This window comes from Streptococcus sp. HMSC062B01 (assembly GCF_001811085.1).
Classification (GTDB): Bacteria; Bacillota; Bacilli; order Lactobacillales; family Streptococcaceae; genus Streptococcus; species Streptococcus gordonii.
Genome location: NZ_KZ672787.1, coordinates 1 through 15,518 on the forward strand (window position 1 = coordinate 1; position 15,518 = coordinate 15,518).

Here is a 15,518-nt window from a genome sequence, read left to right on the forward strand (position 1 = left end):
ATTTTTTCTGTCTAACTTTTGGGGTGCGGTTCACTGTCAACTCTCTTTTTATTTTTATAGATATTTTTCTGCGATTTGATAGTCACCTGGATAGGCTACTTTTTGATCATGGACAATCTGGTAAGCATCGGCTCCTTTACCAGCTAAAATAACAGCATCTCCTTCTTGCCTAGTAAGACTCATTGCTATCTTTATAGCTTCTGCACGATCAGCGATAATGGTTACGTCGTGGGAGATATAACTAGCGATTTCTTTGGCAATGGCTACAGGGTCTTCGCGATTAGGGTCGTCAGCAGTTAGTATGACTTGAATCTCTGGATGTTGGTTGAGTAAGAGTCCAAAATCCTTTCGCCTACTTTCTCCCTTGTTTCCAGTTGCTCCCAGAACAAGAATAGTCTGGTTCTTTTGATGTTCCTGGACTACACTGAGCAGTTTGGTTAAACTGTCTCCATTATGAGCGTAATCAACAAAAACTTTAGCACCATTTTTTTGGGTCAGTACTTCCATGCGACCCGGTACTCGGGTTACAGCAATTCCTTTTTTGATGTCTTCGAGACTAGCCCCCAGTCGTAGACAAGCTAGACCAGCCGCCAGAGCATTTTCTTGATTGAAACGCCCGATAAGCTGAATGTCGTATTTTCCAGCTAGCTTGCCACTTGCTTCAAAGCTAAAGGCTTGAGAATCTATGATGGTGTTGCTAGAATTTTCTCCATAGAAATCATGTTCTATTGAAGAGACTTGCTCTTTCACGATTTGGAAATGATCCATGCCACTGTTAACAATAACTGCTCTGCTATTTTCCATCAAAAGACGTTTATTGTAGAAGTAGTCTTCAAAAGTGGGATGTTCAATTGGCCCGATATGATCGGGACTGATATTGAGGAAAACACTGGCATCAAAGGTTAAACCATAAACACGTTTTTTGAGATAGGCTTGACTAGAAACTTCCATAATCAGATGGGTACGGTCATTAGCTACAGCTTGGGCCATCATTTCAAATAAATCTAAGCTCTCTGGCGTTGTTAGGCTGGACTTGAAGAAGTTCTTGCCATCTAAGGTGGTATTCATGGTGGATAGGAGGGCTGGTCGGTGACTTTGCGATAGGATTTGGTAGGCAAAGTAAGCAGACGTTGTTTTTCCCTTGGTTCCTGTAAAGGCTAAGATTTTAAGCTTTTCTTGCGGATTACCATAAAACTCCATGGCAATCAAGCTCATAGCCTGCTTGATATCATTAACAACAAGTACAGGGATTCCTACTTCAAAATCGCTCTCACTGATATAAAATTTCAGACCAGACTCTACAGCACCTTCTAGGAATTCTTTTTTGAAGTTTTCGCCTTTAACAAAGAAGAGGGTCGAATCTGTCACATTACGGCTATCATAGCTAATTTTGTCAAAAGTCAGTCCACCGTCATGAAAGAAGTAGTGGCCGTCTTTGATGATTTCACGAAAATTATGATCTTTTTTTAAAATATCTATTATTGTTTCAATTTTTATCATAATCTTATTGTAAACTTAATGGCTGGGTTTTACAAGAGGAAAGGAAAAGTTTATAATAGGATAAAAGCTATTAAATGATAAGATGAGGTTTGATCGTATGAGTCAAGAAACGACAAGTCAGCAGCAGCAGATGCTGCGGGGAACTGCCTGGCTGACTGCTGGAAACTTTATTAGCCGTCTTTTGGGGGCTATTTATATTATTCCTTGGTATATTTGGATGGGCAAGCATGGTGCGGAGGCTAATGGTCTTTTCACCATGGGCTACAACATTTATGCTTGGTTTTTGCTGATTTCAACAGCTGGAATTCCAGTTGCTGTAGCCAAGCAAGTGGCTAAATACAATACGATTGATCAAAGGGAACATAGTTTTACCCTAATCAGAGAATTCCTCAAGTTCATGTTGTTTCTTGGTGCTGTTTTTGGAGTAATCATGTATCTTCTATCTCCTCTCTTTGCTAGTTTATCCGGCGGGGGGAAAGATTTGATTCCAATCATGCAAAGCCTCTCATGGGCGGTGCTGATTTTTCCGTCTATGAGTGTTATCCGAGGATTTTTCCAAGGCTTTAACAATTTAAAACCTTATGCAATCAGTCAAGTGGCAGAGCAGTTGATTCGAATCATTTGGATGCTTCTTGCGACCTTCTTTATCATGAATTTCGGATCAAAAAATTATGTTTCTGCTGTCACCCAGTCAACATTTGCAGCTTTTATTGGGATGATTGCCAGTGTAGGAGTTTTGGCTTATTTCCTTTCTAAGGAAAATATGCTCCAAGCAATCTTCAAAAAATCACCAAGCAGAAGCAGTATTGATACCAGAGCATTGCTTTGGGATACAATTCGTGAAGCCATTCCTTTTATTATCACTGGATCGGCTATCCAGCTCTTCCAAATTATTGATCAGATGACCTTCATCCATGTAATGAGTTGGTTTACAGATTATACGAATACCCAGCTCTTAGTCATGTTTAGTTACTTCTCGGCAAATCCCAATAAAATAACTATGATTTTGATTGCTGTAGCGACTTCTATTGGTGGGGTTGGGATTCCGCTTCTGACAGAGAATTATGTCAAGGGAGATTTTAAGGCTGCTGCTCGTTTGATTCAGGACAACCTAACCATGTTGCTCTTGTTTATCTTACCTGCAACGATCGGTGCCGTTCTGGTTGCTCGGCCTCTCTATACGGTCTTTTATGGTCAGCCAGATAAACTTGCTTTGGGACTTTTTGTATTTGCCCTTATACAGACAATTATTTTGAGCTTTTATACAGTGCTAGCTCCCATGATCCAAGCCCTCTTCCAAAACCGTAAGGCCATTGTTTATTTCTTATACGGTGTTGTGGTAAAGTTGATCTTACAAATTCCTCTGATTTGGCTTTTCAGAGCTTACGGGCCTCTGCTCTCAACGACAATTGGTCTGATTGTTCCAATCGTCTTTATGTATCGTGAAATTCGCGATATCACAGGACTTAATCCTCAAAACCTGATCAAACGTAGTTTACTGACTTGTATTTTAACGCTTTTAATGATAGTTGTCATTGCATTAGCTGATTTGCTTCTTGGTTTCTTTTTCCATCCAGCTGGACGTGTCTCAAGTATGATTTATTTGGTTCTAATTGGTGGAGTTGGTATTGCAGTTTATGGTGGCTTGGCCTTGCGCGTTCGTTTGCTTGATCGCTTCGTAGGAGAGGCAAAAGCAAGCAGTTTGAGAAGGAAATTCCATATTTCTTAAATGTTAATTCATAAGTATTTGCCCCGGCTATTTGAAGGTCGGGGTTTTTATATAGTTTCAGACTATATCTAGCTCTTGAAAAGAACAAAGCGCAGAACTTTCGCAAGATGTTACAATAGAATAAGATTTACGAGATTGTGAGGAATAAGAAATGAGTCAAGCATTAAACTTGAATACCATACTGGCCCAAGCTGGGGTAAAAACAGACGAAGCAACTGGTGCCTTAACAACACCCCTGCATTTTTCAACGACCTACCAGCACCCAGAGTTTGGTCAATCAACAGGTTATGACTACACTCGGACCAAGAATCCAACACGTGTTAGCCTGGAGGAGACTCTGGCTGCTATCGAAAGTGCTGATTATGCTCTAGCAACTAGTTCTGGTATGTCGGCTATTGTGCTGGCCTTTAGTGCTTTTCCAGTCGGAAGTAAAGTTTTGGCTGTTCGAGATCTCTATGGTGGCTCTTTCCGCTGGTTTGCCCAAGCTGAAGCAGAAGGCCGATTCACCTTTACCTATGCCAATACGGAAGAAGAGCTTCTGAACAATCTGACAGAAGATATAGATATTGTTTATATCGAGACACCAACCAATCCTCTTATGGTGGAGTTTGACATTGCTCGCATTTCTCAAGTGGCTCATGCAAGAGGTGCAAGAGTAATAGTAGACAATACTTTTTACAGTCCCATTTACCAAAGACCGCTGGAAGATGGTGCTGATATTGTCCTGCACTCTGCGACCAAGTATCTAGGCGGGCACAATGATGTCTTGGCTGGAGCCGTTATGACCAATGACGCGGATATCTATGATAAGCTTTTCTATAATTTGAACACAACTGGAGCAGTCCTTTCTCCATTTGACAGTTATCTACTTTTGCGTGGTCTCAAGACACTAGCTCTCCGCATGGAGCGATCTACTCAGAATGCCCAGGAAGTGGTTGCTTTTCTGAAGAAATCTTCTGCAGTAAAAGAGGTTCTCTATCCAGGTAAGGGTGGTATGATCTCCTTCAAGATTGGAGATGAAGAAAAGATCCCTCATCTTCTAAATAGTCTTAAAGTCTTCACTTTTGCGGAAAGTTTGGGTGGAGTGGAGAGCTTGATTACCTATCCTACGACCCAAACCCACGCAGATATTCCAGCTGAAGTACGTCATTCCTATGGATTGACAGATGATTTGCTACGCCTGTCAATTGGGATTGAGGACAGCCGAGATTTAGTGGCTGATTTACGAGCTGCCTTGGAGGACTAGTATGGGAAAATATAATTTTAAAACAGCCCCTAATCGTTTTGGTCATCATACTTATAAATGGAAAGAAGCTGAAGAGGATAGGGAGGTTCTTCCTGCCTGGATCGCGGATATGGATTTTGAGGTCCTGCCTGAAATTCAGCAGGCCGTTCATGATTATGCGGATCACTTAGTTTATGGCTATACCTATGCCAGCGAGGAGTTGATTAAGGCTGTGCTAGATTGGGAACGGGATGAGCATGGCTACGCTTTTGATAGGGATGCCTTGGTCTTTATCGAAGGAGTTGTCCCTGCTATTTCAACGGCTATCCAAGCCTTTACCAAGGAAGGCGATGCCGTTCTCATCAACACTCCTGTTTACCCGCCTTTTGCTCGCTCTGTCAAGCTCAATAATCGACGACTTATTGCCAATTCTCTGATAGAGCAAGATAGTCTCTTTCAGATTGACTTTGAGCAGCTAGAGCGAGATATTGTAGACAATGAAGTCAAGATTTATGTTCTCTGTAATCCTCATAATCCCGGAGGGCGAGTTTGGGAACGGGAAGTGTTAGAAAAAATTGGCCGCCTCTGTCAAAAGTACGGCGTCCTCGTGGTCTCAGATGAAATCCACCAAGACTTGACGCTGTTTGGCCATGAACATCAGTCTTTCAATACTGTTTCTCCTGACTTTAAGGACTTTAGCCTGATTTTATCCAGTGCAACTAAGACCTTTAATATTGCTGGAACTAAAAATTCCTATGCTGTGATTGAGAATCCCAGCCTTCGCCATCAGTTTAAAAAGCGCCAGCTGGCTAACAACCAGCATGAAATTTCAGGCCTTGGTTTTGTAGCGACAGAAGCTGCTTATCGTTATGGGAAATCCTGGTTGACAGAACTTAAGACAGTCTTAGAGGAAAATATCGATTTTGTGGTTGATTATTTTGCCAAAGAGACACCACGTTTGAGGGTTATGAAGCCCCAAGGAACCTATCTAATTTGGTTGGACTTTTCAGATTATGGTCTGACGGATGACCAACTCTTCCAGTTACTGAGGGAAGAGGCAAAGGTCGTCCTGAATAGGGGAAGCGACTTTGGTCAAGAAGGAAAGAGTCATGCTCGACTGAATGCAGCAGCACCAAAGGATATGGTTGTAGAAATTTGTAAACGTATTGGAGCTGTTTTGCCTAAGTAGTGGGTTTTAGCATAGGTTGGTAAAAAATTTTAAAATTAGTGATTTCTTTATTGACAATCCTTGCAAAGAGGAGTATAGTAAGAATGGAAAATCGGTAGGTGAGGCTACCATAAGGATACGGATGACTACCGCAAAGCAGTGGAGACACTACTCGTTGGTCAACAGTCCTGATCGCCAAGGTCAAGACTAAGCTCATTTCATCGCCTTATGGAGTTAAAGCTTGAACGGTAGATGTTTACTTTATCTGTTGTAAAATAAAGTGAAAGACCTGACATGCAAACAACCCTGCCGAGAAATTGGCAGGGTATTCTTTTTTGTTGAAAATATTTCAAGTAGGCAAATAGTTGTTTACCTGCCTCTTAAGAAAAAGAAAGGAGACATGCGATGCAAATTGACGATCATCCGGAACCGCACATACACAGCCAATCGCTGATTTGTATCGTTCGGTCCTTATAAAGTGATTGGTCCCTGTGTATGAAATTTATCAATCATACATTAAGGAGAAACCAATGAAAACAGTAAAAGAAAGATTAGTTGCAGCTTTGCAGCTTCCTGTACAAGAAACCCTGGCATTCTACAAAAGTGCCTTTCGTGGTCTGACAGAAGAACAGGTTGAAGAAAATCGTGATCTTTACGGTGAAAATGTTATCACCAAGGGGCAGGAAGACTCCATTCTAAAGAAAATTTACGAGTCTATTATTAACCCCTTTACAGTCATCTTATTAGTGATTGCTTTAGTCTCTTTGGTGACTAATGTCTGGCTGGCTAAGCCCGGAGAGGAAGATCCGACAACTTCCATCATTATTGTTGTTCTGGTCTTGATTTCTGGAGGCATTCGTTTTATTCAGGAATTGCGTAGTGACCGAGCTGCTAGCAATCTATCTCGGCTGATTGTCAACACGGCTACAGTCATTAGGGAAGGAGTAGAACAAGAACTTCCCATTGATGAGCTGGTTGTAGGAGACATCGTCAAACTTAGTGCCGGAGACATGATTCCAGCGGATGTTTTGCTATTAGAATCGCGTGATTTTTTCGTTCAGCAGTCTGGCCTAACAGGGGAGAGCGATGCAGTAGAAAAGATATGTTTGTCTAAGGCGGATGGGCAAAATCTTGATAGCCTTTTAGAAACAGAGTCACTGGCCTTTATGGGAACCAACGTTATTTCCGGTAGAGCAACAGCTCTGGTACTGGTGGTTGGTGACGATACCATGATGGGGGCCATTGAGCAGACGCTGAATACCTACGATGAGCCGACTTCTTTTGAGCGTGATATGAATAGCATTTCTTGGCTCTTGATTCGTCTGATGCTCGTTATGGTACCTGTTGTTTTCTTCATCAATGGACTGACAGATGGAGACTGGTTGGAAGCAGGAGTCTTTGCCCTCAGCGTTGGGGTTGGCTTGACTCCAGAAATGCTACCGATGATTATCACAGCGAGCTTGGCTAAAGGTTCTATTATCATGGCTCAGGAAAAGGTCGTGATCAAAAAATTGAATGCTATTCAAGATCTAGGAGCTATTGATATCCTCTGTACGGATAAGACGGGTACACTGACCCAAGACGAGATTGTCTTGGAATATCCACTGGACATTCACGGTGATTTAGACTTGGCAGTGCTCCGTCGCGCCTTTCTAAATTCCTACTATCAAACAGGACTCAAAAACCTTATGGATCGGGCCATTATCAACCGAACAGAGAAAGAAGCCGAAAAGCATGAGCTTGTTCGTGATTTAGACCAAACCTTTAAAAAAATTGATGAACTGCCTTTTGATTTCGAGCGTCGTCGCATGAGCGTTATCGTCAAGGATGATGAAGATGTCATCAGCATGGTAACCAAGGGTGCCTTGGAGGAAATGCTGGCGATCTCTAGTTATGTGGAATACAAGAATCGCATTACGGAACTGACTGAGGAAATTCGTCAGGAAATCCTTGCGGAAGTGGCTCAACTCAATGAGCAAGGGCTACGCGTGCTTGGTGTTAGCTACAAGTCAGACCTAGAAGAAGATTATGACTATGAGGTCAAGGATGAGTCTGATATGATTTTGACGGGCTACCTGGCCTTTCTGGATCCACCTAAGTCATCTGCGGCTCCAGCTATTGAAACCTTGGCTGAGTACGGTGTTGCCACTAAGATTTTGACCGGCGATAATGAAAAGGTTACTCAGGCAGTCTGTGAAAAGGTTGGCCTTGATGTAGAAAACATTTTGCTCGGCGTAGAGGTAGATGCTTTATCAGATGAGGAATTGAGCCAAGCGGTAGAGAATACAACGGTCTTTGCTAAGCTCTCTCCTGACCAAAAAGCTCGGATCATCCTTCAACTCAAAGCCAATGGACACAAGGTTGGCTACATGGGCGATGGCATCAATGATGCACCTTCTATGAAAGTAGCCGATGTTGGAATTTCTGTTGATACGGCCGTTGACATTGCTAAGGAAACGGCAGATGTCATTCTACTGGATAAGGACCTCATGGTTCTGGAGAAAGGGTTGGTAGAGGGACGTAAGGTCTATGCCAACATGACCAAGTATATCAAGATGACAGTCAGCTCTAACTTTGGGAATATCTTTTCTCTCCTATTTGCCAGCATCTTTTTGCCTTTTTTGCCGATGGCACCAGTTCACCTGATTGTTCTCAATCTGGTTTATGATCTGTCCTGTATAGCTTTGCCTTTCGATAACGTTGATAGTGAATTTCTTAAGAAACCACGGATTTGGTCTGCTAACTCTATTACCCGCTTTATGGCTTGGATTGGGCCTATCTCATCCATTTTTGATGTTTTGACTTACTTGGCCCTTTACTTTATCATTGTTCCTATGATAACAGGAAGTAGTTATCAAGCTGGTACTGAGCAAGCGGCAACCTTTATCACACTTTTCCAAACAGGGTGGTTTATTGAGTCTATGTGGACCCAAACTATAGTCATCTATATGCTTCGCTCACCTAAATTACCATTCGTGCAAAGCCGTCCAGCCTTGTCTGTTATTGTAACCACTATGGCTGCTGCTCTCTTTGTTACTTCTTTGCCATATAGCCTCTTTGCTTCTGTTCTCAAAACAGCTCCGCTCAATGGCGCATATTTCCTTTTTCTTCTGCTGATTATTGTGCTTTACATGGTTAGTGTAACCCTTGTTAAACACTTGTATATCAAGCGATATGAGGAATGGCTTTAGAACCAAGAAAAACTCTGAAAAGGTTTGCTTATGGCAAGCCTTTTCAATCTTTTTTTGATATAATAAGAAGAATAAATTGAAAGAAGGAAATCCAATCATGGGAAAACTTGAAGTTATCGCTCATCCACTAATTCAGCATAAATTGTCTATCTTGCGTCGTACAGATACCTCTACCAAGGCTTTTCGTGAATTAGTTGATGAAATCGCAATGCTCATGGGATATGAGGTCTTGCGCGATTTACCACTTGAAGATGTCGAAATTGAAACACCAATTACAAAAACAGTCCAAAAGCAGATTGCAGGGAAAAAATTAGCTATTGTACCAATCCTGCGGGCTGGTATTGGCATGGTCGATGGACTTCTAAGCTTGGTTCCAGCAGCAAAGGTCGGCCACATCGGAATGTACCGTGATGAAGAGACTTTGAAACCAGTTGAATACTTAGTTAAGCTACCAGAAGATATCGACCAACGCCAGATTTTCGTTGTCGATCCAATGCTAGCTACAGGTGGTTCTGCGATCTTGGCTGTGGATTCTCTCAAAAAACGTGGTGCTAGCCACATTACATTTGTATGTTTAGTTTCTGCACCAGAAGGAGTGAAAGCCTTGCAGGAAGCACACCCAGATGTCGATATTTTCACGGCTGCCTTGGATGACCATCTAAATGACCATGGTTATATCGTACCAGGATTGGGAGATGCTGGAGACCGCTTGTTCGGAACTAAATAAGATTTTGCTGAAGGGTTGTCCAAAATCCAAGAAATAGGAAAGTGGAGTGGTTTTGAAAAATAAGCTTCTCAAGGTCAGTATACTTCCTAATCGATTCAAAAATTTGACCTTTATTGACCAAAGAGTTATAATGGATTCATACTTTGAATATTCTATTTCCTATTTGATAGAAAATCCAACTAAAAGAAAGTGAGAAAACTATGATTCCTGTAGTTATTGAACAAACAAGCCGTGGGGAACGCTCGTATGATATTTACTCACGCCTATTAAAAGACCGCATCATCATGTTGACAGGTCCGGTAGAGGATAATATGGCTAATTCAGTCATTGCTCAGCTTCTTTTCTTGGATGCACAAGACAGTACCAAGGATATCTACCTCTATGTTAATACACCAGGTGGTTCAGTCTCAGCTGGTTTAGCGATTGTTGACACCATGAACTTTATTAAATCTGATGTCCAAACAATCGTTATGGGTATGGCAGCGAGCATGGGAACCATCATCGCATCAAGCGGTGCCAAAGGCAAACGTTTCATGCTTCCAAATGCTGAATATATGATTCACCAGCCAATGGGAGGAACTGGTGGTGGTACTCAGCAAACGGATATGGCTATTGCTGCGGAACACTTGTTGAAGACACGGAAAACTTTAGAGCAAATTCTTGCAGATAATTCTGGTAAAACAGTTGAGCAAATTCATGCTGATGCGGAACGTGATTATTGGATGAGTGCTGAAGAGACTCTTGCTTATGGATTCATTGATGAGATCATGGCTAACAATAATTTGAGTTAATCCTATAAAATCAAATTGCCCCTTAGGGGCTTTTTTGATATAATCAGTAGGTAGTTCTAGTTTGGGAAGGATCACTTATGTATCAGAAAGAAGAACGAGTTGGAATAATTGTTTATCTTTATTATAATCGTGACGTAAAAAAAGTTGCTGCATATGGAGATATAGTTTACCATTCTAAAAAACGTCGGTATCTTCAGCTCTATGTACCAAAAACGCAAGCGGAAGACTTGCAGAAGAAGCTGGGACAGGAAAAGTTTGTAAAAAAAGTTCGTGCTTGTCATATTCAGGAATTGGACAAAAACTTCGTTGGTAGTCTACATCGCCAAGAGGAAAACGTTATCATTTAAAAAGCGTTTGTTTTTATATTGACAATTTTCTGATAATTCGGTATATTCTTACTATATAGTTTTGAATACTCATAAAGGAGAACATTTTGATGAAGAAAAAATTTGCATTAACTTTAGTTAGTCTTGCAAGTGTTGCATTGCTAGCAGCCTGTGGAGAGGTTTCTACAACAGGAAATTCTGGTTCTGCTTCAGGAACTGAGATTGGCAAGACCCTTAAAATTGGTTTCAACTTCGAAGAAACTGGTGACGTTGCTTCCTATGGAACTGCTGAACAAAAAGGTGCTAAGTTAGCTGTTGATGAAATCAACAAAGCAGGTGGAGTAGACGGCAAACAAATTGAAGTTACAGATAAGGATAATAAATCCGAGTTGAGTGAAGCTTCTACAGTTTCTACAAACTTGGTGACCCAGGCTAAGGTAAATACCATCATTGGTCCAGCGACTTCAGGTGGTACTGGTGCAGCGATTACAAATGCTGCCAAAGCTTCTGTTCCTTTGATCACTCCAAGTGGTACTCAGGATGATTTGACAAAAGGTCAAGACTACTTGTTCCGTACAACTTTCATCGATAGTTTCCAAGGAAAAATTCTTAGCAAATATGTCACAGACAATTTGAAAGCTAAAAAAGTTGTTCTTTACTACGATAACTCAAGTGACTATGCAAAAGGAATCGCCAAGGCTTTCCAAGAAGAGTACAAGGGTGAAATCGTTGCAACTGAAACATTTGCCTCAAAAGATACTGACTTCCAAGCAGCTTTAACTAAATTCAAAGGTAAAGACTTTGATGCCCTAGTTGTTCCAGGTTACTACACTGAAGCTGGTAAAATCGTAAACCAAGCTCGCGGTATCGGAATTGACAAACCAATTGTTGGTGGAGATGGATTTAACAGTGAAGAGTTTATCTCACAAGCAACTCCAGCAGCTGCAACTAATGTTTACTACGTATCTGGCTACTCAACTAGCGGAGATATGACAGCTAAAGCCAAGAAATTCTTGGAAGCATATAAAGCGAAGTATAATGAAGAACCATCAATGTTCTCTGCTCTTGCTTATGACTCTGTTTATATGGTAGCAGAAGCTTCTAAGGGTGCGAAAAACTCAGTTGATATCAAAGAAAACCTTGCTAAGTTGAAAGACTTCGAAGGGGTGACTGGTTCTATCACAATGGATAAAAATCATAACCCAGTTAAGTCAGCCTTGATGATTGGCTTGAAAGATGGTAAAGTTGATACTGTGGAAACAGTAAAACCAAACTAAGCAATTCAACTGAATTTCTAGAATCTTACAAAAGAAGGAAAAGGAATTGTATTTAAATCAGAATACAGTTCCTTTCTGCGGGTGAGGTGATGAATTCAATTTCTAGTATTGAGTTTGTCTCTTGCCCGATTTTATTATATTAGAAAGTGTGGTGTCTTATGCTCCAACAGCTTGTCAATGGTTTAATTCTAGGAAGTGTCTATGCACTGTTAGCCCTAGGTTACACCATGGTCTATGGTATTATTAAGCTCATCAATTTTGCCCATGGTGATATTTATATGATGGGTGCTTTTATGGGGTATTTCCTCATCAATTCATTGAAATTAAATTTCTTTTTAGCCTTGATTGTGGCTATGATTGGAACAGCTATTTTAGGGGTTGTCATTGAATTTCTGGCTTATCGCCCATTACGAAATTCGACTCGTATTGCTGCCTTAATTACAGCAATTGGGGTTTCCTTCCTTTTGGAGTACCTCATGGTTTATTTTGTTGGTGCTAGTACCTTACCTTTCCCTCAGGTGATTCCAACTGTTCGTTTTAACTTAGGACCTATTACAGTTTCAAATATTCAGTTGATGATTTTAGGGATTTCTATTTTCTTGATGTTGGCTTTGCAATTTATTGTACAAAAAACCAAGATGGGGAAAGCTATGAGGGCAGTTTCAGTAGATAGTGATGCTGCTCAACTAATGGGAATCAATGTCAACAGGACCATTAGTTTCACCTTTGCATTGGGTTCTGCACTAGCAGGGGCAGCAGGTGTTCTTATCGCTCTTTACTATAACTCATTAGAGCCATTAATGGGGATGACTCCAGGTATTAAGTCCTTTGTTGCTGCTGTTTTGGGTGGTATCGGAATTATTCCAGGGGCTGCCTTGGGTGGTTTTGTTATTGGTCTGTTAGAAACCTTTGCAACAGCCTTTGGTATGTCAGACTTCCGTGATGCGATTGTATATGGTATTTTGATTATCATCTTGTTAATTCGTCCTGCGGGAATCCTTGGGAAAAACGTGAAAGAGAAGGTGTAAGGTATGAAGCAAAATCTGAAAGTAAATCTTCTATGGCTTGCTTTAATTCTTGCAGGCTTTGTCTTGATTACTGTTTTAGCTGGTGGAGGAATACTGAACGCCTTCCATTTGCAAATTTTAGAAGAAATCGGTATTAACATTATTCTAGCGGTTGGTCTCAACCTGATTGTTGGATTCTCAGGGCAATTTTCTCTAGGCCATGCTGGTTTCATGGCTATTGGAGCCTATGCAGTTGCAATCATTGGAACAAAATCTCCAACCTATCCTGCCTTTTTTGCTGCTATGATACTAGGGGCATTCATTGCAGGACTTGTTGCATTGGGAGTTGGGATTCCTACACTTCGACTAAAAGGAGACTACTTGGCCATTGCAACTCTTGGAGTATCTGAAATTATTCGTATCTTGATTGTGAATGGTGGAGAAGTTACTAATGGCGCTGCTGGTATTTTAAGTATTCCTGGCTTTACTAGCTGGCAGATGGTTTATTTCTTTGTTGTTATTACTACTTTGTTCACATTGAACTTTTTGCGTAGTCCTCTGGGGCGCAAAACCTTGTCTGTCCGTGAGGATGAGATTGCGGCAGAGTCTGTAGGTGTTAACACAACTAAGGTTAAAGTCGTTGCTTTTGTCTTTGGGGCGATAACTGCATCAATTGCAGGTGCTTTGAAGGCTGGTTTTATCGGAGCAGTTGTGCCTAAGGATTACTCTTTTACCAATACGATTAATGTCCTAATCATTGTTGTATTTGGTGGTTTAGGATCTATGACTGGAACAATTATCGCAGCCATTGTGCTAGGTGTCTTGAACATGCTCTTGCAAGAGTTCTCAAGCATTCGAATGATTATCTATTCACTCGCTCTTATCTTAGTTATGATCTTCCGTCCAGGTGGACTTCTAGGTACTTGGGAGCTGCAATTGTCGCGCTTTTTAAAAAAAGATAAGGAGGTCAAAGAATAATGGCACTTCTTGATGTAAAAAATTTAACGAAACATTTTGGTGGTCTGACAGCCGTTGGAGATGTGACTTTAGAGCTAAATGAAGGAGAATTGGTCGGACTTATCGGGCCAAACGGTGCTGGTAAAACAACTCTCTTTAATTTATTGACGGGGGTATACGAGCCAAGTGAAGGGACAGTGACTTTAGATGGTCACTTGCTAAATGGCAAAGCTCCATATAAAATTGCATCGCTCGGACTTGGACGTACATTCCAAAACATCCGTCTCTTTAAAGATTTAACTGTTTTAGATAATGTCTTGATTGCTTTTGGGAATCACCACAAGCCACATACTTTTGCCTCCTTCTTCCGCCTTCCAGCTTTCTATAAAAATGAAGAAGACTTAAAAAATAAGGCTTTGGATTTGCTGAAGATTTTTGACTTGGACAAGGAAGCTGAGACTTTGGCCAAAAACTTAGCTTATGGACAACAACGACGTCTAGAAATTGTTCGTGCTTTGGCTACCGAACCCAAAATTCTCTTTTTGGATGAGCCGGCTGCTGGTATGAACCCACAAGAAACAGCAGAATTGACCGAGCTAATCCGCCGTATCAAAAACGAATTCAACATTACCATTATGTTGATTGAGCATGATATGAGCTTGGTTATGGAAGTTACTGAACGAATCTATGTATTGGAATATGGCCGTTTGATTGCTCATGGCACACCTGATGAGATCAAGAGCAACGAACGAGTTATTGAAGCATATCTAGGAGGTGAAGCCTGATGACTATGTTAAAAGTTGAGAATTTATCAGTCCACTATGGCATGATTCAGGCTGTCCGTGATGTCAGCTTTGAAGTCAATGAAGGAGAAGTTGTTTCTTTGATTGGTGCTAATGGTGCTGGTAAAACAACCATCCTTCGGACGATTTCTGGCTTGGTTCGTCCGAGTGCTGGTAAAATTGAATTTTTAGGAAATGAAATCCAGAAGGTCCCTGCTCAGAAAATCGTAGCAGCTGGTCTTTCTCAGGTTCCAGAAGGTCGCCATGTCTTTCCAGGTTTGACAGTTATGGAGAATCTAGAAATGGGAGCCTTCCTCAAAACAAATCGAGAAGAAAATCAAGCCAACTTGAAGAAGGTCTTTTCTCGTTTCCCGCGCTTGGAAGAGCGTAAAAACCAAGATGCTGCAACTCTCTCTGGTGGAGAACAGCAGATGCTAGCGATGGGACGGGCCTTGATGTCTACTCCTAAACTACTTCTTTTGGATGAGCCTTCTATGGGATTGGCACCTATTTTCATTCAAGAAATTTTTGACATCATTCAAGATATCCAGAAACAAGGGACAACAGTTCTCCTTATTGAGCAAAATGCCAATAAAGCACTTTCTATTGCAAATCGTGGCTACGTACTTGAGACTGGTAAAATTGTTCTTTCCGGAACAGGTCAAGAACTCCTCGCCTCAGACGAAGTCCGCAAAGCATATCTAGGTGGTTAAAAAGGTCCAGTGGACCTTTTTAAGTTATAGATAAAGAAAACCAAGTTTTCATCAAGATGCCCGGGTGGATTGTTTCAGGTTGCAGATGGGAATTCGTGGCAGCGAGTTTTCTTCAAACTGTCTGG

13 protein-coding genes and 1 riboswitch are annotated in these 15,518 nt (G+C 41.2%); of the genes, 12 read left to right on the forward strand and 1 reads right to left on the reverse strand.

Going from position 1 to position 15,518, the window contains the following annotated elements; translation table 11 throughout:
- Positions 1-54 precede the first annotated feature (54 nt).
- The gene (locus HMPREF2780_RS06985; protein ID WP_105026402.1) at positions 55-1,500 is read right to left on the reverse strand and encodes a UDP-N-acetylmuramoyl-L-alanyl-D-glutamate--L-lysine ligase; all 1,446 of its coding nucleotides are present in this window, start codon (positions 1,498-1,500) and stop codon (positions 55-57) included.
- Between the two features lie 97 nt (positions 1,501-1,597).
- On the opposite strand from HMPREF2780_RS06985, the gene HMPREF2780_RS06990 reads away from it, so the two are divergent.
- From HMPREF2780_RS06990 to HMPREF2780_RS07050, 12 genes are all read left to right on the forward strand, one after another.
- A complete protein-coding gene (locus HMPREF2780_RS06990; protein WP_105026403.1) occupies positions 1,598-3,229 on the forward strand; it encodes a putative polysaccharide biosynthesis protein in 1,632 nt (543 codons plus the stop codon).
- 151 nt (positions 3,230-3,380) lie between these two features.
- Positions 3,381-4,475 carry a cystathionine gamma-synthase gene (locus HMPREF2780_RS06995; protein ID WP_046165248.1) on the forward strand — a complete coding sequence of 365 codons (1,095 nt, stop codon included), beginning with the start codon at positions 3,381-3,383 and terminating at the stop codon, positions 4,473-4,475.
- A gap of 1 nt (position 4,476) precedes the next feature.
- Positions 4,477-5,643, forward strand: coding sequence for a MalY/PatB family protein (locus tag HMPREF2780_RS07000; protein ID WP_096755029.1), 1,167 nt, complete (start codon positions 4,477-4,479; stop codon positions 5,641-5,643).
- 83 nt (positions 5,644-5,726) lie between these two features.
- A riboswitch (M-box (ykoK) riboswitch) is annotated at positions 5,727-5,883 on the forward strand.
- 269 nt (positions 5,884-6,152) lie between these two features.
- Positions 6,153-8,813 carry a magnesium-translocating P-type ATPase gene (gene mgtA, locus HMPREF2780_RS07005; protein WP_061595994.1) on the forward strand — a complete coding sequence of 887 codons (2,661 nt, stop codon included), beginning with the start codon at positions 6,153-6,155 and terminating at the stop codon, positions 8,811-8,813.
- Positions 8,814-8,910: 97 nt separating this feature from the next.
- Positions 8,911-9,540: a uracil phosphoribosyltransferase gene (upp, locus tag HMPREF2780_RS07015; RefSeq protein WP_002894672.1), complete on the forward strand. Its 630-nt coding sequence runs from the start codon at positions 8,911-8,913 to the stop codon at positions 9,538-9,540.
- A gap of 173 nt (positions 9,541-9,713) precedes the next feature.
- Positions 9,714-10,331: an ATP-dependent Clp protease proteolytic subunit gene (locus tag HMPREF2780_RS07020; protein ID WP_223351794.1), complete on the forward strand. Its 618-nt coding sequence runs from the start codon at positions 9,714-9,716 to the stop codon at positions 10,329-10,331.
- Between the two features lie 77 nt (positions 10,332-10,408).
- On the forward strand, positions 10,409-10,678 hold the full coding sequence (locus tag HMPREF2780_RS07025) for a YlbG family protein (protein WP_008809558.1): 270 nt from the start codon (positions 10,409-10,411) through the stop codon (positions 10,676-10,678).
- Positions 10,679-10,767: 89 nt separating this feature from the next.
- Positions 10,768-11,934 carry an ABC transporter substrate-binding protein gene (locus tag HMPREF2780_RS07030; protein WP_061585601.1) on the forward strand — a complete coding sequence of 389 codons (1,167 nt, stop codon included), beginning with the start codon at positions 10,768-10,770 and terminating at the stop codon, positions 11,932-11,934.
- 158 nt (positions 11,935-12,092) lie between these two features.
- Positions 12,093-12,962: a branched-chain amino acid ABC transporter permease gene (locus HMPREF2780_RS07035; RefSeq protein WP_008809556.1), complete on the forward strand. Its 870-nt coding sequence runs from the start codon at positions 12,093-12,095 to the stop codon at positions 12,960-12,962.
- A 3-nt stretch (positions 12,963-12,965) separates the two neighbouring features.
- Positions 12,966-13,919: a branched-chain amino acid ABC transporter permease gene (locus tag HMPREF2780_RS07040; protein WP_061595993.1), complete on the forward strand. Its 954-nt coding sequence runs from the start codon at positions 12,966-12,968 to the stop codon at positions 13,917-13,919.
- A complete protein-coding gene (locus tag HMPREF2780_RS07045; RefSeq protein ID WP_008809554.1) occupies positions 13,919-14,683 on the forward strand; it encodes an ABC transporter ATP-binding protein in 765 nt (254 codons plus the stop codon). Before HMPREF2780_RS07040 ends, HMPREF2780_RS07045 begins: the two co-directional genes overlap by 1 nt.
- On the forward strand, positions 14,683-15,393 hold the full coding sequence (locus HMPREF2780_RS07050; RefSeq protein ID WP_008809553.1) for an ABC transporter ATP-binding protein: 711 nt from the start codon (positions 14,683-14,685) through the stop codon (positions 15,391-15,393). Before HMPREF2780_RS07045 ends, HMPREF2780_RS07050 begins: the two co-directional genes overlap by 1 nt.
- Positions 15,394-15,518 lie beyond the last annotated feature (125 nt).